This is a genomic window from Streptomyces sp. NPDC029139, from assembly GCF_055564335.1.
Window position 1 is genome coordinate 24,687 of sequence record NZ_JBVHWN010000001.1, and the last position, 22,382, is coordinate 47,068.

The 22,382-nt window shown below is 71.8% G+C and carries 18 protein-coding genes and 1 riboswitch; of the genes, 5 read left to right on the plus strand and 13 right to left on the minus strand.

Translation table 11 applies throughout. The features are described 5' to 3' along the window. Positions 1-87: 87 nt before the first annotated feature. From ACZ4VW_RS00115 to ACZ4VW_RS00150, 8 genes are all read right to left on the minus strand, one after another. Positions 88-1,218 carry an ABC transporter ATP-binding protein gene (locus ACZ4VW_RS00115; RefSeq protein WP_467956751.1) on the minus strand — a complete coding sequence of 377 codons (1,131 nt, stop codon included), beginning with the start codon at positions 1,216-1,218 and terminating at the stop codon, positions 88-90. After that, positions 1,215-2,348: an ABC transporter ATP-binding protein gene (locus ACZ4VW_RS00120; protein ID WP_467956753.1), complete on the minus strand. Its 1,134-nt coding sequence runs from the start codon at positions 2,346-2,348 to the stop codon at positions 1,215-1,217. Before ACZ4VW_RS00120 ends, ACZ4VW_RS00115 begins: the two co-directional genes overlap by 4 nt. Beyond that, complete coding sequence (locus ACZ4VW_RS00125; RefSeq protein ID WP_467956754.1) at positions 2,345-3,346, minus strand: ABC transporter permease; 1,002 nt, start codon at positions 3,344-3,346, stop codon at positions 2,345-2,347. The genes ACZ4VW_RS00120 and ACZ4VW_RS00125 overlap by 4 nt, the downstream gene beginning before the upstream one ends. Before the next feature lie 118 nt (positions 3,347-3,464). Then, entirely contained in the window at positions 3,465-5,228 is a 1,764-nt protein-coding gene (locus ACZ4VW_RS00130; protein WP_467956756.1) for an ABC transporter substrate-binding protein, read from the minus strand. Positions 5,229-5,277: 49 nt separating this feature from the next. Then, a complete protein-coding gene (locus ACZ4VW_RS00135; protein WP_467956758.1) occupies positions 5,278-6,267 on the minus strand; it encodes an ABC transporter permease in 990 nt (329 codons plus the stop codon). Between the two features lie 465 nt (positions 6,268-6,732). Further along, positions 6,733-7,476 carry an enhanced serine sensitivity protein SseB C-terminal domain-containing protein gene (locus ACZ4VW_RS00140; protein WP_467956760.1) on the minus strand — a complete coding sequence of 248 codons (744 nt, stop codon included), beginning with the start codon at positions 7,474-7,476 and terminating at the stop codon, positions 6,733-6,735. A gap of 37 nt (positions 7,477-7,513) precedes the next feature. Beyond that, on the minus strand, positions 7,514-8,257 hold the full coding sequence (locus ACZ4VW_RS00145) for an enhanced serine sensitivity protein SseB (RefSeq protein ID WP_467956762.1): 744 nt from the start codon (positions 8,255-8,257) through the stop codon (positions 7,514-7,516). A 185-nt stretch (positions 8,258-8,442) separates the two neighbouring features. Beyond that, on the minus strand, positions 8,443-9,114 hold the full coding sequence (locus ACZ4VW_RS00150) for an AAA family ATPase (protein ID WP_467956764.1): 672 nt from the start codon (positions 9,112-9,114) through the stop codon (positions 8,443-8,445). A 140-nt stretch (positions 9,115-9,254) separates the two neighbouring features. Next, positions 9,255-9,357, plus strand: a riboswitch (glycine riboswitch). Between the two features lie 159 nt (positions 9,358-9,516). Between ACZ4VW_RS00150 and gcvT the strand changes: the two genes are divergently transcribed. From gcvT to ACZ4VW_RS00170, 4 genes are all read left to right on the plus strand, one after another. After that, positions 9,517-10,641, plus strand: a complete 1,125-nt coding sequence (gene gcvT / locus ACZ4VW_RS00155) for a glycine cleavage system aminomethyltransferase GcvT (RefSeq protein WP_467956766.1) — start codon at positions 9,517-9,519, stop codon at positions 10,639-10,641. 95 nt (positions 10,642-10,736) lie between these two features. Then, complete coding sequence (gene gcvH / locus ACZ4VW_RS00160) at positions 10,737-11,114, plus strand: glycine cleavage system protein GcvH (RefSeq protein WP_361850051.1); 378 nt, start codon at positions 10,737-10,739, stop codon at positions 11,112-11,114. 24 nt (positions 11,115-11,138) lie between these two features. Then, positions 11,139-12,398: a serine hydroxymethyltransferase gene (locus ACZ4VW_RS00165; protein WP_467956768.1), complete on the plus strand. Its 1,260-nt coding sequence runs from the start codon at positions 11,139-11,141 to the stop codon at positions 12,396-12,398. A gap of 152 nt (positions 12,399-12,550) precedes the next feature. Beyond that, positions 12,551-13,921 carry an L-serine ammonia-lyase gene (locus ACZ4VW_RS00170; RefSeq protein ID WP_467956770.1) on the plus strand — a complete coding sequence of 457 codons (1,371 nt, stop codon included), beginning with the start codon at positions 12,551-12,553 and terminating at the stop codon, positions 13,919-13,921. A 34-nt stretch (positions 13,922-13,955) separates the two neighbouring features. Here the strand turns inward: ACZ4VW_RS00170 and ACZ4VW_RS00175 are convergent, their stop codons facing one another. Both ACZ4VW_RS00175 and ACZ4VW_RS00180 read right to left on the minus strand, forming a co-directional pair. Further along, positions 13,956-16,889, minus strand: coding sequence for a BREX system ATP-binding domain-containing protein (locus ACZ4VW_RS00175; RefSeq protein ID WP_467956772.1), 2,934 nt, complete (start codon positions 16,887-16,889; stop codon positions 13,956-13,958). A gap of 58 nt (positions 16,890-16,947) precedes the next feature. After that, positions 16,948-17,607, minus strand: coding sequence for a TetR/AcrR family transcriptional regulator (locus ACZ4VW_RS00180; RefSeq protein WP_467956774.1), 660 nt, complete (start codon positions 17,605-17,607; stop codon positions 16,948-16,950). A 221-nt stretch (positions 17,608-17,828) separates the two neighbouring features. On the opposite strand from ACZ4VW_RS00180, the gene ACZ4VW_RS00185 reads away from it, so the two are divergent. Further along, complete coding sequence (locus ACZ4VW_RS00185; RefSeq protein WP_467956776.1) at positions 17,829-19,163, plus strand: MFS transporter; 1,335 nt, start codon at positions 17,829-17,831, stop codon at positions 19,161-19,163. A gap of 69 nt (positions 19,164-19,232) precedes the next feature. Here the strand turns inward: ACZ4VW_RS00185 and ACZ4VW_RS00190 are convergent, their stop codons facing one another. The 3 genes from ACZ4VW_RS00190 to ribD all read right to left on the minus strand — a co-directional run bounded on the left by ACZ4VW_RS00190 (position 19,233) and on the right by ribD (position 22,361). After that, positions 19,233-19,910, minus strand: a complete 678-nt coding sequence (locus ACZ4VW_RS00190; RefSeq protein ID WP_467958104.1) for a class I SAM-dependent methyltransferase — start codon at positions 19,908-19,910, stop codon at positions 19,233-19,235. Positions 19,911-19,998: 88 nt separating this feature from the next. After that, entirely contained in the window at positions 19,999-21,288 is a 1,290-nt protein-coding gene (locus ACZ4VW_RS00195) for a flavodoxin family protein (protein WP_467956778.1), read from the minus strand. Continuing rightward, positions 21,285-22,361, minus strand: a complete 1,077-nt coding sequence (gene ribD / locus ACZ4VW_RS00200) for a bifunctional diaminohydroxyphosphoribosylaminopyrimidine deaminase/5-amino-6-(5-phosphoribosylamino)uracil reductase RibD (protein ID WP_467958106.1) — start codon at positions 22,359-22,361, stop codon at positions 21,285-21,287. The genes ACZ4VW_RS00195 and ribD overlap by 4 nt, the downstream gene beginning before the upstream one ends. Positions 22,362-22,382: the final 21 nt, after the last annotated feature.

Sequence of the window (22,382 nt, forward strand, 5' to 3'; positions counted from 1 at the left end):
CCGCGGGGGTGCCGTGACGCCTGGAGCTCGTGTGCGCAGCGCGAAGCCCCCGTGCCGCAGGGCAGCGGGGGCCTCGCCTACGCGGTGCTACGCCTTGGGCGTGTCGCCCTCGGGAACCTCAGGGGTTTCCTCGGAGAGGGACTCCGGAGCGTCCCGCTTCGTGATCGAGACCTCCACCGACTCCCGCGCCGACGGCACCGTCACCCCCTCCGCGTTCTCCGGGTGGTGGCAGGCCACGCGCTGGCCCGGACGGAGTTCGAGGAGCGGGGGCTCCTGCGTCTTGCAGATCTCCGTCGCCTTCCAGCACCGGGTGTGGAAGCGGCAGCCCGGCGGCGGGGCGATCGGCGAGGGGACATCGCCCTGGAGCAGGATCCGCTCGCTCTTCGCGCCCCGGCGCCGCGGGTCCGGCACGGGGACCGCCGACATCAGGGCCTTCGTGTACGGGTGCATCGGCGACTCGTACAGGGACGTGCGGTCCGCCAGCTCCACGATCTTGCCGAGGTACATCACGGCGATCCGGTCCGAGACGTGCCGGATGACCGACAGGTCGTGGGCGATGATCACGTACGTGAGGCCCAGCTCCTCCTGGAGGTCGTCCAGGAGGTTCACCACCTGCGCCTGGATGGAGACGTCCAGCGCGGAGACCGGCTCGTCGGCCACGACCAGCTTCGGCTTCAGGGCGAGCGCCCGCGCGATGCCGATGCGCTGGCGCTGACCGCCGGAGAACTCGTGCGGGTAGCGGTTGTAGTGCTCCGGGTTCAGGCCGACCAGGCCCAGCAGGCGCTGGACCTCCTTCTTGACGCCGCCCTCGGGCTCCACGCCCTGGAGCTTGAACGGCGCCGAGATGATCGAGCCGACCGTGTGCCGCGGGTTCAGCGAGCCGTACGGATCCTGAAAGATCATCTGGATGTCGCGGCGCAGCGGACGCATCTTCGCCACACCCAGGTGGGAGACGTCCACGCCCTCGAACTCGATGGTCCCGCCCGTCGGTTCGAGGAGCCGGGTGATCAGCCGGCCCATCGTCGACTTGCCGCAGCCGGACTCGCCGACGACGCCGAGGGTCTCACCCGGCAGCACCTCGAAGTCGATGCCGTCGACCGCCTTGACCGCCCCGACCTGGCGCTTCAGCACACCCTTCTTGATCGGGAAGTGCTTCACCAGGCCGCTGACCTTGAGCAGCGGCTCGGGGCTGCTCCCCGTCGTCTTGTTGTCGCTCACAGCTTCGGCGCAATCTCTTCGGTCCAGATCCGGGTCCGCTCCTCCGCCGACATGTGGCAGGCGGAGTAGTGACGGCCGGGCCCCTCACCGCTCGGCGCGAGCCGCAGCTCGGGACGCTCCGTGCGCGTGATGCCGCCCTTGGGCACGTCCGCGTACGGGCAGCGCGGGTGGAACGCACAGCCGCTCGGGATGTTGATGAGGCTGGGGGGCGAGCCCTTGACCGGAATGAGCCGGTCGGTCTGCTCCCGGTCGATCCGCGGCATCGAGCCCAGCAGACCCCAGGTGTAGGGGTGCTGCGGCTCGTAGAAGACCGCCTCGGCCGGACCGCGCTCGATGCACCGCCCGCCGTACATCACGAGGATGTCGTCGGCGAGCTCGGCGACGACGCCGAGGTCGTGCGTGATCATGATGACGGCCGAGCCGAACTCCTTCTGCAGGTCCCGGATCAGGTCCAGGATCTGCGCCTGCACGGTCACGTCGAGCGCGGTGGTCGGCTCGTCGGCGATCAGCAGTTCGGGGTTGTTGACCAGCGACATCGCGATCATCGCGCGCTGGCGCATACCGCCCGAGAACTCGTGGGGGTAGGCGTCGAAGCGCTTGTCGGGCTCGGGGATGCCGACCCGGTCGAGCATCTCGACCGCGCGCTTGCGGGCAGCCTTCTTGTCGACGCGGTTGTGGGTGCGGTACGCCTCCACGATCTGCTTGCCGACCGAGTAGTACGGGTGCATCGCGGACAGCGGGTCCTGGAAGACCATCGCCATCTTCCGGCCGCGCAGGCGTCGTACGGCATCGGCGTCGGCGCCGATCAGCTCCTCGCCGTCGAGCCAGATCTCGCCCTCGATCACGGGGCGGTTTCGGCTGTGGCCGGTGCGGTGCAGGCCCATGATGGCGAGCGAGCTGACCGACTTGCCGGAGCCGGACTCGCCCACGATGCCGAGGGTCTTGCCGCGGGCCAGGTCGAAGGAGAGGCCGTCGACGGACTTGACCAGGCCGTCGTCGGTCGGGAAGTGGACCTTGAGGTCACGCACCGAGAGGTACGCGTCGCTCGGCGGGCCGGCCTGGACGGGAACGCCGACCGGACCGGTGGTGGCGCCCGCGGGGCTGTCGTTGTTCAGCGGGGTCTCGGTCACGTCAGCCTCACGCGCGGGTCGACGACGGAGTACATGATGTCCACGATCAGGTTCGCCATGACGACGAAGAAGGCCGCGATGAGGGTGACGCCCATGATGACGGGCAGGTCACCGGCGCCGATGGCGCCGACCGCGGCGGTGCCGAGGCCCTGGAAGTTGAAGGTCGTCTCGGTGAGCACGGCGCCGCCCATGAGGGCACCGAGGTCGAGTCCGACGAGGGTGATGACGGGGGTCAGGGTCGAACGCAGGGCGTGCTTGCCGATGACCACGTTCTCCTTGAGCCCCTTCGCGCGGGCCGTGCGGATGTAGTCCTCACCGAGGACCTCCAGCATGGTGGCGCGGGTGATGCGGGCGTACGTGGCGGCGAAGAGGAACGCCAGCGTCACCCAGGGCAGGATCATGCTGTTGAACCAGGCCGCTGGATCCTCCGCCAAGGGCCGGTAGTTGCTGGCCTCCAGCCACTCCAGGGAGTAGACGAAGATCGCGCTGGCCAGCATGCCCGTGAAGTAGATGGGCAGCGAGACGCCGGCGAGTGCCGACACCATCGTCGCCCTGTCCCAGATCGTGCCCCTGCGCAAGGCGGAGATCACGCCCGTCAGGACACCACCGATCACCCAGAGGATCACCGCGCCGCTGGCGAGGGAGAGCGTGACCGGGATGCGGTCGAGCAGGAGCTCCCACACCGGCTGCTCCGCCTTGAAGGAGTAGCCGAAGCACGGCGCGGGGCAGTGCGTCACCTCCGTGCCCTGGTTGTAGTCGCGGCCGGCGACTATGCCCTTGAGGAACAGTCCGTACTGCTCGGGGATGGACTTGTCGAAGCCCATCTTCACGCGGATGCCCGCAAGAGCGGTTTCGTTGGTCTCGCGGCCCGCGTACATGAGCGCCGGGTCGCTGCCGGTTATTTTCGGCACCGCGAAGAAGATGCCGAAGGTGACCGCGGAGACCACCAGCAGCGTTGCGACGACGTTGAAAAGCCGCCGGATGAGGTAGACGAGCACTGCAGTCGGCCGCTCGGGGCGGGCGGCTGCCGCCCCTTGTGGGGACGACAGCCGCCGCCTGCGGCCTTCACCTGCCCTTCGAACTAGCGCATGTGGGGTGAAGGCACATGTCCTGCTGTTACTTGACGACGCCCACGGTGGCGAGGTCGATCTTGCCCATCGACTCGTTGAAGTAGACGTTCGTCAGGCGGGGGTTGTGGTAGACGAGCGCCTTGTCGAAGTTGATCGGCAGGTAGAGCGCCTTCTCCATGATCTTCTTGTTGATCTCGGTGTAGAACGGCGCGGCCTCGGCCGGCGTCGGGGCGTCGGCGGCCTTGTCGAACAGGCCGTTCACCTCGGGGTCGTTCAGCATCGAGTAGTTGTTGTTGCCGTTCGGCAGGATGAACGAGCCGTCCACCAGCGGCTGCAGGAAGCCGGAGCCGGAGTTGTAGTCGGCACCCCAGCCCATGACGATGATGCCGTAGCCCTTCTTCTTCACGTTCTCGGGCGAACCGATCGTGGAGGAGGAGAGCTTGCCGTCGTACTGGTCGATCGAGGCGTCGATGCCCACGGCCTTCAGCGCGGCCTGCAGGGACTCGGCGGTCTTGACCTCGGGGGCGCGGTTGTTGCGGACCGCGATCGTGGTCTTGAAGCCGTTCGGCTTGCCACAGGCGGCCAGGGCGGCCTTGGCCTTGTCGACCTGCGGCTTGCCGCCGGTCAGGCCGTACGGGTCGTACGACTTGTCCGAGCCGGGGATGCCGGGCGGCAGCATGTTGGCGCCGAGGTCACCGGAGGTCGGGCCGCCACGGGCGGTCTGCAGGGACTTCGGGTCGGCCGCGTAGATGACGGCCTTGCGGCACTCGATGTTGTCGAACGGCGCGACCGTCTGCGGGAAGACCATGTAGCGGATGTAACCCGTGAACGGGTTGTCCGCGTTGGCCTTCAGCTTCGGGTCCTGCAGGATCTTGATCTTCGCGGCGTTCTGGACACCGGTGCCGTCGACCGCGAGGTCGATGTCACCGGACAGCAGACGCTGGTCCATGTCGTCCGGGTTGGTGGTCACCGTGAAGGAGACCTTGTCCGGCAGACCCTTGCGGATCGTGTCGGTCTTCGGGTCCCAGTGCGGGTTGCGCTCGAAGGTCGCGCCCTTGCCGGCGGTGAAGCTGGTCACCTTGTACGGGCCGGTGGACAGCGGCTTGTTGGTGTACTTGGCGCCCGTGTCCTTGGCCATCGGGACCGGCGAGGAGGACGGCATCGCCAGCAGGTAGGAGAAGTCCGAGTTCGGCTTCGCCAGGTTGAAGACGATGGTCTTGTCGTCGGGGGTCTGGACCGACTTCAGGCCGAGCTTGTCGGCGGCCTTGTCCTTGTACGGGCCGGGGTACTTCTGGCCCTGGTCGAGGACGTCGATCAGGTAGGTCGGACCGCCGGACAGCACGTCCTGCGCGAAGACGCGCTCGATGCCGTACTTGATGTCCTTGGAGGTGACGGGCGTGCCGTCCTCGAACTTGACGCCGTCCTTCAGCTTCAGCGTGTAGGTCTTGCCGCCGTTGCTGAGGACCGGCAGGGCCTCGGCGAGGTCCGGGACCAGCTTGGTGCCCGCGTCGCCCGGCTTGCTGTCGTACGCGAGCAGCTGGCGGACGTACAGGCGCTGCAGGTTCCAGACGAAGCCGTAGTAGGCACGCGCCGGGTCCAGGTAGTCGACGTCCTGGGGCGACCAGAGCTTGAGCTCGCCGCCCTTCTTGTCGGAGACGTTGACGAAGCCCTTGGTCGCCGCGTCGAAGCCTGCTCCGGCGGCGCTGTTGCCCTTGCCGCTGTCGTCGCTGCCGCCGCCGCCGCACGCCGCGGTCAGGGAGAGCGCGGCGACCAGCGCGGTCAGCGCTGCTGCCTTCTTTCTGCGGATCACTGTGTTCCAACCTCCCAGGAATGGATTCAGGTGAATCAGGTGAATCGGTTCAGCTGCCCTTGGGGTCGAGTGCGTCACGCAGCCCGTCCCCGAAGAGGTTGAACGCCAGGACGGTGATGAAGATCGCGAGACCGGGGACCACCATGAACATCGGGTCCGCCTGGTAGATCGGGACGGCGTCGGAGAGCATCTTTCCCCAGGACGCGGTGGGCGGCTTGACGCCGGCGCCCAGGAAGCTCAGGGCCGCCTCGGTGAGGATGTTGGTCGGGATGATCAGCGTCGTGTAGACGAGGATCGGGGCGACCAGGTTGGGCAGGAGCTCCTTGCGGAGGATGTAGCCGCGGCCGGCGCCCAGGGAGCGGGCGGCCTCCACGTACTCCCGCTCGCGCAGCGAGATCGTCTGGCCCCGGACGATGCGGCCGATGTACGGCCAGCCGAAGAAGCCGATGACGACGATCAGGACGCCCATGCGGACGCCGGTGCCGGTCAGGCCCCAGAGCGAGTTGGGGACCACGGAGACCAGCGCGATGGTGAAGAGCAGCTGCGGGAAGGCGAGCAGCAGGTCCATCAGCCGGCTGATGATCGCGTCGACCCAGCCGCCGAAGAATCCGGCGACGGCGCCCAGGACGCTGCCGATGACCACGGAGACGAAGGCGGCCAGGAAGGCGACGAGGAGCGAGATGCGCGCGCCGTAGACGATGCGGCTGAAGACGTCGCGTCCGTTGGTCGGCTCCACGCCCAGGAGGAAGTCCGAACTCATCCCGCCGAAGGCGCCCTTGGGGGTGCCCAGGTCGGGGTCGAGCATGTCCTCGTGGAACTCGTTGGGCGGGTGCCCGAGGAGGCTGACGATCTGCGGCGCGAAGACGGCGACGAGGATGAGGAAGAGCACGATGAACGCGCCCGTCAGTGCGACCTTGTCGCGCTTGAGGCGCGTCCATGCGATACGGCCGGGGGAACGGCCCTCGATGGCCTTGGCAGGGACTTTGGCGGCGACAGCAGCGATTTCGTCCGCGGCTGTGTCGTGCAGTGGTGCCGTCATCGTGGTGGGGACCCCTCTCGGCCGACGGTGGCCGGCCCATGCCCGCCGCTGTAGCGGCTTGTCTCACGTCGGTGTCGCTGATGGTGCGTACAGGTGCTGCTGGGACGTACGGAGTGCCGCGAAGAGCATCTGAAGTGCGTGTGAAGAGCTGGTGGTCGCGGGCCGTCCGGCTCTCGGTTGGGGGGAGTCTTCATCGGGCTCACGATCACCCGCCAGACCTGCCGGAGATGTGATGCGCAACCGTGATGTGGCCCGAAGCCTTCCGTTATCCGGACCGGCAGCTCTGCTGAGCGAAGCAACACCACCCCTTCGGCACGGAACGGACATCACGGCCAACAGGGCCTTCCGGGCTGCTTTTTGGGTGGATTCGCCGAGGACGACGAAGGCCGCACCGAGTGTTCTCGGTGCGGCCTTTTCGGACAGTCGTCTCGCGATACGGACGCGAGGTCAGGTCTCGCGGAGGTCTCAGCGGTAGACCGGGACGTGCGCGTCGCGGTCGTAGAACGGCCGGGCGTTGGCCCGCAGCCACATCGCCACCGGGTCGTACTCGTCGGACATCGCGACCGTGGAGACGGGCAGCCCGTCGGGGACCGCGGAGACGGACTGACGCATCATCGCCCGCACCGCCTCGACCGAGGCGGCGGAGGTGTCGTACAGGTCGAGCCCGATGGCGAGGTACGGGGATCCCAGCGCGGGTTGCACCCAGGCGCGGCGCAACGCCCGTACGGCCGGGGTGCGGTGGGCGTTCTGGGTCAGGAGCGCGTAGAACTGCGGGATCTCCAGGGCGGGTTCGGACAGCCGCAGGGGCCCGGCGGGCATCCGGTCGAGACCGGTGGCGATCCGCCGGAGATCGGCCCAGGGGATGCCGACGCCGCCGCCCGGGTCGTGCGGGTTCAGCCAGATGCCCCAGCGGTCGGGGTAGAGCGTGCGGGCGATGTCGCCGCCGGTGACCACCTCGTGGGCGCGGTTCCAGCCGGAGGCGGCGAGCTCCTGGGCGGAGGTGACGCAGGGGGCGTACCCGAAGCCGTCGACCTCCATGTTCCCGTACTGGGCGTCCGGCGAGCCGGGGGCGCCCTGCCAGAGCAGCATCCACACCGTGCCGTCGGCGAGGGCGTGCAGCAGCTGTTCGTACGCGTCGTAGCGTCCGGGTGCCACCTGCCGCAGCATGTGCTCGATCTGTCCGGCCGCAGCGGTGCCTGACGCGCTCACCCTTGGTCCCGCCCCTCTTCCGTCCACCGATCACGCTTCATGACGCGGAGCCCCGCTGGTAGAAGGGGCGCACCTGCTCCAGCATCCAGTCGCCGACCGGGTCCTGCGCGACATCCAGCAGGATGAGATTGACCGGCCAGGCCACCTCGACCCGGCCCAGTGCGCGGCCGAGCGCGTCGAGCGGCGCGTTGCGGTCGACGCCGTCCCAGGTGGCGAGCTGGACACCGACGAAGAGCGCGGGTTCCGTGCCCTCGACACTGGCCAGGGCGCGGCGCGCGCTGACGACGACTCCGGTGGCCTCGAACTCGGCGGACGCGGCGGCGAGGAAATCGACGGGGTCGTCCTGCCAGTCGGGCTCGAACAGCCGGACCCGGCCGCCGGTCGCGGGGCCGTCCAGCGGGGTGCGGCCGACCCGGCACAGCTCGGCGACGGCCGGCGGGGGCAGGGGGGCGCCGACCGTGCCGCCGGGGTTCACGGCGATGCCGAGCTGCGGCGGCAGACCGCGGGCGAAGTCGCGGGCCGGGGCGACGGTGAAGGACATGTGGGAGCCGACGCAGGCCAGGAACTGCTGCTCGGAGCTGAAGACCGGGACGTAGGGCAGTCCGTCGATCTCCATCGTGGGCAGGTCCAGGTCGCGGCTCTCGGGGCTGCCGCCGTTGGGGAGGGGCACCCAGACGGGGCTCCGTCCGAGCACCTCGACGAGCCGGCCTCCGGCGGCGGGGTTGCCGAGCGAGGCTGCCAGCACCTCTTCGAGCTCATTGCCCGGCCATGTGACGTCCACGGTTCTCGGTTCCCCTTCTCGCGCGCCCTGGTCGCATCCTGCACGCCCTGGTCACGGCGCCCTCGGGGCAGAACCCTAACGCCGCCCCGGTGCCGTCGTGGCCAAAAGCGTACGGAGTATGCCGGTCCGCATCAGCGTCCGGCGGCGGCCGGACGCCTCCCGGCGTCACTCCGCACGGTGACGCGTCACTCCGCGTCACGGAATCCGATGGTGCGCAGGGCGCCTGCCGCGTCCCGGTCCAGAAGGGTCGCCGAGGCGCAGCCGCGCGGCAGGCGGCCGGACTCGACGGCGCGCAGCAGCCGGCCGACCGCCCGGCGGTGCCGGGCGAAGGCGTAGCCCGACACGCCGCGGCCGCGCTCGCGCTGACCCTCGCGGGCGGCGGCCGGGGTGACGTCGAGCAGGATGAGGTGCAGGGAGCTGCCCCGGCGGCGGGCCTCCCGGGCGAGCCAGTTGCGCACCCAGGACTGGGTGCCGCAGTCGTGGACGACCACGCTCCGGCCGGCGCGCAGCGCGCGGCGCAGCCCCGCGTAGTGCGCGACGCGGGCCAGCGGACGGTAGACGGCGTACGGCAGGAAGCGGGGGAGACGCGCTTCCCACCGCTCGCGGGCGTCCTGCGAATCGATGCCCAGGCCCTCGGCCGCGCGCCGCATGAGCGTCGACTTGCCGCTGCCGGGCAGCCCGGAGACGACGACGAGGTCACCGGTGGCGAAGGAGAGCACGCGGGGGCCCCGGCCGCCGCGCTCGCGCAGATCACGCAGGAGGGGGGTGGCGGAGCGGCGTCTCCTGGTCCTGGCCCGGGCACGCTGGGCCGCTATGCCCGTGCCCGTGGCGTAGGCGCCGGTGTGCTGGAACGTCATCGCTTCTCCCCCAGTCGGGTTCCGAGGACCCCTTGCCCATGAAGTGTAAAGAAGCGGTAATAAGGCACAAGCGATTTGCCGATCAGACCCGCCATGCAATGATGTGCGCGCCAAGCGCACACAACCTCATACCGGCCGCTCGAATCCGCGCGGGAGAGTCCCGGAACCACCACGGTGGGCCCCGGGCGCCGAAGGAGCAAGACCCTCCCTTGAATCTCTCAGGCCCCGTACCGCGTGGATGAGGCAGATCTGAAAAGTGAACCGTCCCGGCGTGCCCGGCGCGGCTCCACCCAAGGTGCAAGCCGAGGATGCCCTCGGTGAACCTCTCAGGTTCCATGACAGATGGGGAGGATCGTCCTCGTCCGTCATGATTTTTTGCCCTGGGACCCGGGAGCCACACCCATGAGCACTGCCCCCCGTCTGACTGCCCTCGATGCGCTGCATCGCTCCCTGGGCGCGACCATGACCGACTTCGCCGGCTGGGACATGCCGCTGCGCTACGGCAGCGAGCGCGACGAGCACAACGCCGTCCGCACCAAGGCGGGCCTCTTCGACCTCTCCCACATGGGCGAGATCACGGTCACCGGTGCCCAGGCCGTCGAGCTCCTCGACTTCGCGCTGGTCGGCAACATCTCCACGGTGGGCCTCGGCCGCGCGCGCTACACGATGATCTGCCAGGAGGACGGCGGCATCCTCGACGACCTGATCGTGTACCGGCTCGGCGAGACCGAGTACATGGTCGTCGCCAACGCCTCCAACGCGCAGACCGTCCTCGACGCGCTGAGCGAGCGCGCGGCCGGCTTCGACGCCGAGGTGCGCGACGACCGTGACGCGTACGCCCTGATCGCCGTCCAGGGCCCGGAGTCCCCCGGCATCCTGAAGTCGCTCACCGACGCCGATCTGGACGGGCTCAAGTACTACGCCGGCCTGCCCGGCACAGTCGCCGGGGTCCCGGCGCTGATCGCCCGTACCGGCTACACCGGCGAGGACGGCTTCGAGCTGTTCCTGAAGCCCGAGCACGCCGAGGGCGTCTGGACGGCGCTGACCGAGGCGGGCGCGCCGGTCGGCTTGATCCCGTGCGGCCTGTCGTGCCGTGACACGCTCCGCCTGGAGGCGGGCATGCCGCTGTACGGGCACGAGCTGACGACCTCCCTCACCCCCTTCGACGCGGGCCTCGGCCGGGTCGTGAAGTTCGAGAAGACGACGAACGACGGCGACTTCGTGGGCCGCAAGGCCCTGGAGGCCGCCGCCGAGCGCGCCGCCTCCAACCCGCCGCGCAAGCTCGTCGGCCTGATCGCCGAGGGCCGCCGGGTCCCGCGCGCCGGCATGGCGGTCGTCGCGGACGGCCGGGTCATCGGCGAGGTCACCTCCGGCGCCCCGTCCCCGACCCTCGGAAAGCCGATCGCCATGGCGTACGTGGACGCGGCGCACGCCGAGCCCGGCGCGCAGGGTGTAGGTGTGGACATCCGTGGCACGCATGAGCCGTACGAGGTCGTGGCGCTGCCCTTCTACAAGCGCCAGAAGTGACGCGTCTCACGGCTTCTCACCCCTCGTCTCATCTCTCGTCTCATCTCGTAAGACCCGCGTACACCAGCACTCCCCCGATCCAGGAGAATCACGCCATGAGCAACCCCCAGCAGCTTCGCTACAGCAAGGAGCACGAGTGGCTGTCGGACGTCGTCGACGGCGTCGCGACGGTCGGCATCACCGAGCACGCGGCGAACGCCCTCGGCGACGTCGTGTTCGTGCAGCTCCCGGAGGTCGGTGACACGGTGACCGCGGGCGAGTCCTGTGGCGAGCTGGAGTCCACCAAGTCCGTCAGCGACCTGTACGCGCCGGTGACCGGCGAGGTCGTCGAGGCCAACCAGGACGTCGTGGACGACCCCTCCCTGGTGAACACCGCACCGTTCGAGGGTGGCTGGCTGTTCAAGGTGCGCCTCGAGGGCGAGCCGGAGGACCTGCTCACCGCCGACGAGTACACCGCATTCACCGCCGGCTAACCGAGACCCCCTAGGGATCGATTCATGTCGCTTCTGAACACCCCTCTCCATGAGCTGGACCCCGACGTCGCCGCCGCTGTCGACGCCGAGCTCCACCGCCAGCAGTCCACCCTCGAGATGATCGCCTCGGAGAACTTCGCTCCGGTCGCGGTCATGGAGGCCCAGGGCTCGGTCCTCACCAACAAGTACGCCGAGGGCTACCCGGGCCGCCGCTACTACGGCGGCTGCGAGCACGTCGACGTGGCCGAGCAGATCGCCATCGACCGGATCAAGGACCTGTTCGGCGCCGAGTACGCCAACGTCCAGCCGCACTCCGGCGCCTCGGCGAACCAGGCCGCGCTCTTCGCGATCGCCCAGCCCGGCGACACGATCCTCGGTCTGGACCTGGCCCACGGCGGCCACCTGACCCACGGCATGCGCCTGAACTTCTCGGGCAAGCAGTTCAACGTGGTCGCGTACCACGTCGACGACGCCGGTCTGGTCGACATGGCCGAGGTGGAGCGCCTCGCCAAGGAGCACCGCCCCAAGGTGATCATCGCGGGCTGGTCCGCCTACCCGCGTCAGCTGGACTTCGCCGAGTTCCGCCGGATCGCCGACGAGGTCGAGGCGTACCTGTGGGTCGACATGGCCCACTTCGCCGGGCTCGTCGCGGCCGGTCTGCACCCGAACCCGGTCGAGTACGCGGACGTGGTGACCTCCACCACGCACAAGACCCTCGGCGGCCCGCGCGGCGGCATCATCCTCGCCAAGAAGGAGTTCGCGAAGAAGCTGAACTCCTCGGTCTTCCCCGGTTTCCAGGGCGGCCCGCTGGAGCACGTGATCGCGGCCAAGGCCGTCTCGTTCAAGATCGCGGCCTCGGAGGAGTTCAAGGAGCGCCAGCAGCGCACCCTGGACGGCGCCCGCATCCTGGCCGAGCGCCTGGTCCAGGACGACGTCACCGCGCACGGTGTCTCGGTCCTGTCCGGCGGCACGGACGTGCACCTGGTCCTCGTCGACCTGCGCAACAGCGAGCTCGACGGCCGGCAGGCCGAGGACCGTCTCCACGAGGTCGGCATCACGGTCAACCGGAACGCGATCCCGAACGACCCGCGTCCGCCGATGGTCACCTCGGGTCTGCGCATCGGCACGCCGGCGCTCGCGACCCGCGGTTTCACCACCGAGGACTTCGCCGAGGTCGCCGACATCATCGCGGAGACCCTGAAGCCCGGCTTCGACGCCGAGTCGCTGGCGGCCCGGGTGACCGCTCTCGCCGAGAAGCACCCGCTGTACCCCGGCCTGAAGTAATTTCGTACGCTTTAGTTCCAGTTTCGTTCGTACGAAGCTCCGGGGCACCGCGCACACTGGACAGTGAGCGCGGTGCCCCACCCCGTGTTCCAGCGCTTTTCTGCTCCACCCCGGCAGACAACGGCGTCTACCACCCCCACAAGGAGTCTCCCGTGGCCATCTCGGTCTTCGACCTGTTCTCGATCGGTATCGGTCCGTCGAGCTCCCACACGGTGGGCCCCATGCGGGCGGCCCGGATGTTCGCCCGCCGGCTGAAGAACGAGGGCCTGCTGGCCCACACCGCCGCGATACGGGCCGAGCTGTACGGCTCGCTCGGCGCGACGGGGCACGGCCACGGCACCCCGAAGGCCGTTCTCCTCGGCCTGGAGGGCAACTCTCCGCGCACGGTCGACGTCGAGTCGGCGGACGAGGAGTTCGAGCGGATCAAGGCGAGCGGCCGGATCAACCTGGTCGGCGCGCACGAGATCCCCTTCGACTTCGACGAGGACCTGATCCTGCACCGCCGCAAGGCGCTCCCGTACCACGCGAACGGCATGACGATCTTCGCGTACGACGCCGAGGGCGCCCTCGTCCTGGAGAAGACGTACTACTCGGTGGGCGGCGGCTTCGTCGTCGACGAGGACGCCGTCCAGGGCGAGAACCCGATCGTGCCGGACGACACGGTCCTGAAGTACCCCTTCCGCACGGGTGACGAGCTGCTGCGCCTGGCGAAGGAGACCGGCCTGTCGATCTCCGCGATGATGCTGGAGAACGAGAAGGCCTGGCGCACCGAGGAGGAGATCCGCGAGGGGCTCCTGGAGATCTGGCGCGTCATGCAGGCGTGCGTCGCGCGCGGCATGTCCCGCGAGGGCATCCTGCCGGGCGGCCTGAAGGTCCGCCGTCGCGCCGCGAACACCGCGCGCAAGCTGCGCTCCGAGGGCGACCCGCAGGCGCTCGCGATGGAGTGGATCACCCTCTACGCGATGGCCGTGAACGAGGAGAACGCGGCGGGCGGCCGTGTGGTCACCGCCCCCACGAACGGCGCGGCGGGCATCATCCCGGCGGTGCTGCACTACTACATGAACTTCGTGCCGGGAGCGGACGAGGACGGCGTGGTGCGCTTCCTGCTGGCGGCGGGCGCGGTCGGCATGCTCTTCAAGGAGAACGCCTCCATCTCCGGCGCCGAGGTCGGCTGCCAGGGCGAGGTCGGCTCGGCCTGCTCGATGGCGGCCGGCGCCCTCGCGGAGGTCCTGGGCGGCACCCCGGAGCAGGTCGAGAACGCGGCCGAGATCGGCATGGAGCACAACCTGGGCCTGACCTGCGACCCGGTCGGCGGACTGGTCCAGATCCCGTGCATCGAGCGCAACGGCATGGCGGCGGTCAAGGCCGTCACCGCGGCGAAGATGGCGATGCGCGGCGACGGCAGCCACCTGGTCTCCCTCGACAAGGTCATCAAGACGATGAAGGAGACCGGCGCGGACATGTCGGTCAAGTACAAGGAGACCGCCCGGGGCGGGCTCGCGGTGAACATCATCGAGTGCTGAGGTTCGACGACCCGGCTCAGGCGCCGTCGGCGCCTCAGGCACAGGACCGGGTCGGGGCGGAGGCGGTGGCCGGCGGCCGGCGCGGGGTGGGGGGCTGGGGCGGGGGCGTGTCGTCCTGGATCATGCCGTTCAGCTCGCGCCGGTCCGAGATCGACAGTTTCCGGTACGCCCTGCTCAGGTGGATCTCCACCGTGCGGCGCGTGACGTACAGCCGGTTCGCGATCTCCTGGTTGGTCAGTCCGCCGGCGGCGAGCAGGGCGGTGCGGCGTTCGGCCGGGGTGAGCGAGGCCGGCCCGGTCTCGCGGTCCCGGCGTGGCCTGGCGCCCGTCTCGATCAGGTCCTGACGCAGCTCCCGGACGAGCGCCGCGGCGCCGCACTTCTCGGCCAGGGCCATGGCCGCGCGCAGCTGCTCCCGCGCCTTGCGGATCTTGCGGGTGCGCATGGAGGCGCGGCCGAGGTCGCCCAGGGTCCGCGCCTCCGTGAGGGCCGCGCCGGAGACCCGGAGGATCGCGGCCGCCTCGGCGAGGAGGGTGACCCGTCGGTCGCCGCCGGCCAGCAGGCCGAGGGCGCGCAGGGCGGCTCCGACGGCGTGCGGCGCGCCCCAGGCGCGGGCCAGGTCCAGCTCCTCGCGGGCGAGGCGGTCCGCGAGGGCGGCGTTGCCGAGGCGGCTGTGGGCGAGGGCGGCCTCGGAGCGCCAGGGGTACACGACGGAGTCCGCCCAGCCGCGCAGCCTCAGCCGACGGCCGCACTCCTCCAGGTCGGCCAGGCCCGCCCTGGCGTGGCCGAGCGCGAGGTGCAGCCGGCCGCGGTGGAACAGCAGGCCCGGCAGGGTGATCCCGGGCGGGCAGCTCGGGAGCCCGTCGTCGAGGAGGACCCGCTGAGCCTGTTCGAGGTCGCCGGACTCGAGGAGCGCCGCTCCCAGCCAGCAGCGGGCCTGGGCGGACCCCAGCCACTCGCGGCCGGGCACGACCGGATTGTGGTCCAGTGCCGCGTACGCCGCCTGGACCGACTCCTGGAGGCGGCCCATCCGGAACGCGCACTCCGCGAGCGCGGCCCTGGCCAGTGCGGCCACGGTGTGCGAGCCCTCCGCCGTCGCCTGGGCGAGCAGGGCCCGGCCGGTCTCCAGCGCTTCCTCGTGCTCACCGGCGCGCGCCAGGGCGAGGAGGAGGGCGATCCGCAGCGCCGCGTCCTCGTTGACGGTCCCCACCGGTTCGCCGAGCGCCAGGCGGGCCAGCTGCACGGCCTCCTCCCGTCGCCTGCCCCGCCACTGGGCGTGCAGGGCGGGCACCGCCGCCTCGGCCCGCCGGACCCAGGGGGTGCGGGCGACCTCGGCGAGCGCCGCCCGGGACGCCGGAGGCCCCGACCGGGTGCTTCGGCCGTCCATCAGGCGCAGGAGCTCCAGCAGGGCGCCGGTCCCGGTGCGTAACTCCTTCTCGGTGTCCTGCCGTTCGAGGGCGGCGACCTCGGCCTCCATGATCCGCAGGGCCTCGGGGATGTCGCCGGTCAGCACGACGGCCTGCACGAGGTCGGCGAGCGCGGCGGACCGCCGGTCGCCGGCCTGGGGTATGAGGTCGAGCGTGCAGCGCAGCCGGGGCACGGCCGCGTCGAGGTCGTCGGCGAGCTCGACGTGCCCGAGCCGCCGCAGCAGCTCCGGTTCGCGTTCCGCCCCGCACTCCTCCATGCCGCGTTCCAGACAGGCCCGGGCCTCCTTCAGGGCGCCGGCGGCGAGGGCCGCGTCGGCCGCGTCGACGAGGATCTGGCAGGCCCAGGGGGCGCAGACGGGGTCGGAGTGCAGGAGGTGGGCGGTGATCTCCTCGCGCGGGGCGGCCGCGGCGTGGAGGGCCTTGGCCGCCTCCGCGTGCAGACGCGCGCGTTCGCTGGGCGGGAGGGCGGCGAGGAACGAGGTACGGACCATGGGGCGGCTGAACCTGACGCCTTCCTCGGTCGCGTCCAGGACGCCGGAGCGGACGAGGGTGTGGAGGGCGTCGGCGGTCTCCCCGGGGTCGAGACCGGCCAGTTCGGCGACGAGTTCGGCGGAGTGCGCCCGGCTCAGGATCGCGACGGTGCCGAGGGCCCGGCCGATGCCCGGGAACCAGCTCTCGAAGCGGGCGACGAACGTCTCCGCCACCTCCGCCGACCCCAGTTCGGCGATCCGCTCGGCGGACAGCTCCCCCGGGCCGACGCCGACGCGCTGCAACTCCCGCAGCAGGGCCTGCACCAGCAGCGGGTTGCCGCCCGTGACGGCGTGGCAGGCGCGGGCGAGGCCGGTGTCCATCGGTACACCGAAGGAGGACGACAGCAGGTAGCCGACGGCGTCGACGTTCAGTCCGCGCAGCACCACGCGACGGTGGAACTCGGCGGCGACCGCGGCCACCGAGGTCGTGTCGGGCCCCTGCGGCTCCTCGTCGCCCGGTTCCGTGTGGTCCCGTGCCAGGGTGCCGAGCAGGGCGACCGGGAGCCCTTCGAGGCGGGCCATGAGGTGGCCGAGCCAGTGGAGCGACCGGGCGTCCGTCCACTGCAGGTCGTCGACGACGAGCAGCAGCGGTTGCCGGGTGGTGTGTCCGGTGAGGAGGCGGTGCAGCTGGGCCGCGGCGGCCTCGGGCGGGGAGGCCGGGGCGACGGCGGACGGTCCGGGAGACCCGGGCGGCACGAGAGACCCGGGCGGCGCGAGCGGTTCGCCCGGTCGGCGGCCGTCGTGCGCGGTGTGTGCGGCGGGTACGTCGTGCGCGCCCAGGAGCTGGTCGCGCACCTGGTGCAGCACGCCGTACGGAAGTGTTCGTTCCGCCTGCCGGGCGCGGGCCGACACCACCGCGAAGCCCCTGGCCCGAGCCGTCCTCAGGGCGGCCCTCGCCAGATAGGACTTTCCGGTGCCGATGCCGCCCTCCAGGAGGAGGCTGGCCCCCATCCCGCCGGCCGCCGCGGCCAGCGCCTCTTCCAGGGCGGACACTTCGCCATCTCGACTGAGCACAGCAACTCCCTTTTCGCCCCAGGGTTTCGTTGTCGCTCGTGGTGCGTGAAGGTGCGATTCAGACGCCGTCCGGCCCCCTGTGCAGGCTGCGCCACCGGTCGGTGGCCACTCCCGCGAGCACGACCTCGACCACGTCCTCGGCCAGCGCCGCGGTGACCGGCAGGTGCCCGAACAGGGCCCGGTAGTAGGTGGTGGACGCCAGCATGTCCAGGAGCAGGTCGATGTCCGCGTCCCGGCGGATGTCCCCCCGCTGGATCCCGCGCCGCAGCGCCTCGGCCGTCGAGGCCCGGCGCACGTGGAAGAACTTCTCCAGGAACTCCGACTCCAGCTCCGGGTCGTCGGCCAGGTCCGCGACGAGGGCGGGCAGGACCCGCCGCCCGACCGTGTGGGTGAACGCCTGACTGAGCGTGCCGATCCCGGCGATGAGGTCGCAGTGCGTGCAGCCGGTGTCCGGGGTGGGCGTGGTGCCGATCGCCGCGGCGAGCGTGTCCACCACGAGGTGCTGCCGCGACCGCCAGCGGCGGCGCAGGGCCGGCTTGCTCGTGCCGGCCCGGGCGGCGACCGCCTCCATGGTCAGTTTCCCGTAGCCCGCCTCGTTGAGGATCTCCATCACCGCGCTGGGCACGGCGACGTCGATACGGCTGTCGCGGGGCCGCCCGGTGCGCTGCCCACCGGGGGTCCGCACGTCGGTCTCGGCGGCGTTCGGGGTGTTCACCATGGCGCCAGTATAGGTATGCTCACCACCGTTCCGTTCCGGTACGAAACGAAAATGGCTCAAGGAGTGACTCCATGTCTCACGGTGTCGACGAAGTGGCCGAGGGGTCGAGCGGATCGGGCGGGTCGCCGAGCCCAGCCGCCGCCACGCGGGCCGCGCCCGCGGAGAGCGTCTTCGCGGGGCGCTACCGGGCGCTCACCTTAGGCGTGATCCTTTCGGTCAGCATGGTCGCGTTCGAATCGCTCGGGGTGGCCACCGTGCTGCCCGACATCGCACGGAAGCTGGACGGCCTCGGCGCCTACGGGTGGGGCCTGTCCGCGCTCATGCTCGCCAACATCATCGGTACGGTGCTCGCCGGCCGGTCCGCCGACCGGAGCGGTCCGTGGCGGCCGATGGCGGTGGGCCTGGCCGTCTTCGCCGTGGGCTGCGCGGTGGCGGGCGCGGCCTCGTCCTGGCCCCTGTTCCTCCTCGGCCGGTTCACCCAGGGGCTCGGCGTCGGCGCCGTCATGGCCATGGCGTACACCGTGATCGGTCTGGCCTACCCGGAGCATCTGCGGGCGCGCATGTTCGCCCTGCTGTCCTCGGCGTGGACCATCCCCTCGCTGATCGGCCCCGTCGTCGCCGGCACCCTGTCGGACCTGACCGACTGGCGCGCGGTCTTCCTGCTCATGCTCCCGCTCATCGTGATCGCGGCCGTCCTGACCCTCCCCGGCCTGCGCCGCCTGGACCGCACGCGCGACACGGCGGGCCCGGCGGACTCCGGAGCCCCCGCCGCGCAGCTGCCCTGGTGGAAGAGCCCGTTGGCCGGCGCCGTCCTGCTCACCGTGGGCACGGGTCTGCTGCTGCAGGCGCTGCTGCTCGAGAACCTCGCCCTTCTCGTCGTCCTCGCCCTGGTGGGCGTGGCCATCGCCGTACCGGCGCTGCGCCAGGTGACGCCGGAGGGCACCCTGAGCGCCCGGGCCGGCCTCGGCGCCGGTGTCGTGATCCGCGGCCTGCTCTGTGGCGTGTACTTCGGCAGCGAGGCGTTCCTGCCGCTCGGCCTGCAGGAACTGCGCGGCTCCAGCGCCACCGAGGCGGGTCTCGGCCTGTCCGCGGGCGCGATCACCTGGGTACTGGGGTCCGCGTGGCAGGCGAAGCGGGACGGCCGGAACGGGGCCGGCCGCACCGCCGGCGTCGCGCTCGGCTTCGTCGTACTGCTGGCCGGTGTGGCCGTCATGGCCCTTGCGATCCTGACCGAGTCGGTCCCCGCCTGGATCGCCGTACTGGGCTGGGCGATCGGCGGCCTCGGCATGGGTGTCGCGTTCAACGCCGCCACCACCGACACCCTGGAGCAGACGCCGGCCGAGCGTCAGGGCGAGGTCAGCAGCGCGCTCCAGCTCGCCCAGACCCTCGCGACGGCGCTGATCGCGGGACTCGGCGGCGCGGCGATCGCGATCGCGCAGCACTACGACTCCACCACCCGTACCGCGCTGTTCGGTGTCTTCGCGCTCACCGCCGCGCTCGCCCTGATCGGCATCCTCCTCTCCCGGCGGCTCCGCCCCGCGGCCGCGGCGAAGTGACCGTCGGCCATACGAAGGGGGCTCCGCGGCGATCCGCGGAGCCCCCTCATGCGTGACCGACGGCGCCCCTCAGGCGCGGCAACGCAGCATCACCAGCGGCGGATTGGCCAGGAAGTCAGCCCAGAACGACTCACCCATGGCCCGGACGCCCTCGGCGGGCACCTCCAGCGGCACCCAGGTCACCTCGCCGAAACCGGCGGCCCGGAGGCTCTGTTCGTACACCTCGCGGCGCGGATAGTTCGTGACGAACTCGACCGGTGGGTCGAGCAGCGCCGTGATGCGGACGCGCGGCCCGGTGGCCCCCTCCCCCACCGGCACGTAGAGGAAGCCGTACTTGGCGGTGGACGGCCCGTCGAACCGGAAGCCGGGCGCCTGGGTGAGGACGAGGAACTCGCCGCCCGGCGCCAGGCTCCGGTGCACGCCGCGGCACATGCGCTCCATGGCGGCCGCGTCATCGGCGTAGTTGAGCAGGTACACCGCGGTCGCCACGTCGAAGGGAGCTTCGGAGAGCGCGAGTTCGGCGGCGTCACCCACGGTGTAGCGCACGCCCAGCGGGTTCCGCTCCTCGATGCGCCGGGCGGCGGCCACCATCTCGCCGGAGATGTCGACCCCGAGCGCGTCAGCGGCGCCGAGGCGCTTGATCCGCCGGGTGTAGAAGCCCGTGCCGCAGGCCAGGTCGAGGACGGACCTGCCCCGGACGTCTCCGAGCAGCCGCAGAAAACTGGCCCGTTCGGGGTAGCGCGCCATGGGCAGCGCCTTGAACCCCTCGTACGCCTCCCCTATGTCGTCGTACTGCAGTGCATCGCGCTGCGCACTCACCTGGCCGACCTCCTCGTCATGCGATCTCTCGGGTGTTCTCGGTGCCCCGGGCGCCTTGGCCGGCGGCGCTGTCGGTGCTCGCGCTCGCGGCCCGGCGCAGCAGGTCGCCGCTGAGCGCCGCGCGCCGCCCCTGATGGCGGGCGGCCTCGCGTACGGCCGGCGTCGGCACGTCGCCCGCCGTCAGCGGATGCGAGGTGCCGTACGGGTTCCCGCCGGCCGCGAAGACCGCCGGGTCGGTGTAGCCGGGCGGCACCACCACCGCCCCGCTGTGGAGCAGCACGTGGTGGAAGGCGAGCAGCGCCGACTCGCTGCCGGCGTGCGGGCGCTCCGTCACGACGAAGCCGCTCGCGGGCTTGCCGGACAGGGGGCCCGGGCCGACGGCCGGTTCCAGCGACTGGACGAACTCCAGCAGCGCCGGGGCCATGGCGCCCAACCGCGCCTGCCCTCCGAACACGACCGCGTCCGCCCAGGCGATGTCCTCCGGCGTGGCGAGCGCCGCCGGGGGCCCGTGCCGGCCGGCCGCGTCCGCGCGCGCCCGGCCGCCGGTGCCGACGACCCTGCGCAGCCGGACCCGCGCCCCCACCGAGCGGGCACCCGCCGCGCACTCCTGCGCCAGGAGGCGGGCGGGCCCGCTGTCGGCGGCGTGCACGACGGTCACCTTGACCGGGCCCGGGCCGGTGGGCGCGGCGGGCGCCGGACGCGCCCGCGCCGTCAGCTCGGCGAGCCGGTGGCCCAGCGCCCGGGCCGCCTCCCGCTCGGCCGCGCCCACGACGGTCCGCGTGCCGGTGCCGGCCGCATCGCCGGGGACGGTGTCCGTCCCGTCCGTGCCGCGCGGCCGGGGCTCGACCGACAGGCCGTACGGATTGCCGCCCGCCGCGCGGGCCGCGGGGTCCGCCGGATCGGCGCCGACCACCCAGGAGCCCCAGTGGTACAGCGTCTGATGGAGTGACAGCAGCGTCGCCTCGCGGCCCCCGTTCGTGCAGGTGGATGCGGTCATCCCGGTCACCAGCCGGTCCGCGAGCAGACCTTGGCGCCACAGCGGGCTGGTCGTCTCCAGGAACCGCTTGAAGGAGGCGGACACGTTGCCGAAGTACGTGGGCGTCGCGAGGACCAGGCCGTCCGCCCACAGCACGTCGTCGGGGGCCGCGAGGGGCTCCGGCCAGCGGCCGCCGCCCCCACCCTCGTCCGCCACCCGCACCACCCGCACACGGGCACCGCCGGCCCTCGCGCCCTCGGCCGCCGCCAGGGCGAGGGCGCGCATCGTCCCCCGGCGGCTGTGGTAGACGACGGCGACCCGGGGCCTCACGGTGCCTCCCCGGGCAGCGGCCGGGCACGCAGCACGAGCCGTACGTCCTCACCGACCCGGCTCACCTCGTCGAGGCGCAGCCGGACCCCGTCGCCGAGTGTCCGGATCCCGAGGTCGTCCAGGACCGGTCGTCCTCCCGCCCCGAGCAGCAGCGGCGCCACATAGGCGACGACCCGGTCGAGGAGGCCGGCGGCGGCGAAGGCCGCGGCCAGCCGGGCGCCGCCCTCGAGCAGCACGGAGCGCACGTCCCGCGCGTACAGCTCGCCGGCCAGCGCCCGGATGTCGAGACCGCCGTCCACGACGGGCACGTCCAGCACCTCGTGGCCCCGCGGCAGCCGGGGTCTCGGCGCGCCCCGGCCGATGACGACCAGCGTGGGGGCGGCGTCGTCGAGCACGCGCGCGCCGGACGGGACGGCGTCACCGGCCCGGTCGAGGACCACGCGCAGCGGCGGCCGGCCGGACACCGCGTGCCGCAGCCCGAGGTGCGGATCGTCGGCACGCAGGGTCCCCGAGCCGACCAGTACGGCGTCGTGCGCGGCGCGCAGGGCGTGCACGTCCTCGCGCGCCCGCTGTCCGGTGATCCACCGTGAGGTCCCGTCGGGCGCCGCCGACCGCCCGTCGAGGCTGCCGCCGAACTTCCACGTCACGCAGGGCCGGGCGGCGCGGACCGCGGTGAGCCACAGTTCGTTGCCGCGCTCGGCCTCCGCGCGCAGGACGCCCGGGACCACCTCCACACCGGCCGCGCGCAGCCGCCGGGCACCGCCCGCCGCGTGCGGGTTCGGATCGGGCACGGCGTAGACGACCCGGGCGACGCCCGCGCGCGGCAGCGCGTCCGCGCACGGTCCCGTACGGCCCTGGTGCGCGCAGGGCTCCAGGGTGACCACGGCGGTCGCTCCCCGAGCCCGGTCTCCCGCGACGGCGAGGGCTTCGACCTCCGCGTGCGGGTGTCCCGCTCCCCGGTGGTACCCCTCGCCCACCGGGGTGCCGTCCGGGGCGAGCAGGACACAGCCGACGACGGGGTTGGGGCTGGTCTCGCCCAGCGCGGTGGCGGCGAGGCCGATCGCGCGGCGCATGGCGGCTTCCTCGGCCGGACG

Coding starts and splice junctions, on each gene's coding strand:
- ACZ4VW_RS00135 (WP_467956758.1), bottom strand. CDS start 6,267: ATGACGGCACCACTGCACGACACAGCCGCGGACGAAATCGCTGCTGTC.
- ACZ4VW_RS00150 (WP_467956764.1), bottom strand. CDS start 9,114: ATGACGTTCCAGCACACCGGCGCCTACGCCACGGGCACGGGCATAGCG.
- gcvT (WP_467956766.1), top strand. CDS start 9,517: ATGAGCACTGCCCCCCGTCTGACTGCCCTCGATGCGCTGCATCGCTCC.
- gcvH (WP_361850051.1), top strand. CDS start 10,737: ATGAGCAACCCCCAGCAGCTTCGCTACAGCAAGGAGCACGAGTGGCTG.
- ACZ4VW_RS00165 (WP_467956768.1), top strand. CDS start 11,139: ATGTCGCTTCTGAACACCCCTCTCCATGAGCTGGACCCCGACGTCGCC.
- ACZ4VW_RS00180 (WP_467956774.1), bottom strand. CDS start 17,607: ATGGTGAACACCCCGAACGCCGCCGAGACCGACGTGCGGACCCCCGGT.
- ACZ4VW_RS00185 (WP_467956776.1), top strand. CDS start 17,829: ATGGTCGCGTTCGAATCGCTCGGGGTGGCCACCGTGCTGCCCGACATC.
- ACZ4VW_RS00190 (WP_467958104.1), bottom strand. CDS start 19,910: ATGGCGCGCTACCCCGAACGGGCCAGTTTTCTGCGGCTGCTCGGAGAC.
- ribD (WP_467958106.1), bottom strand. CDS start 22,361: ATGCGCCGCGCGATCGGCCTCGCCGCCACCGCGCTGGGCGAGACCAGC.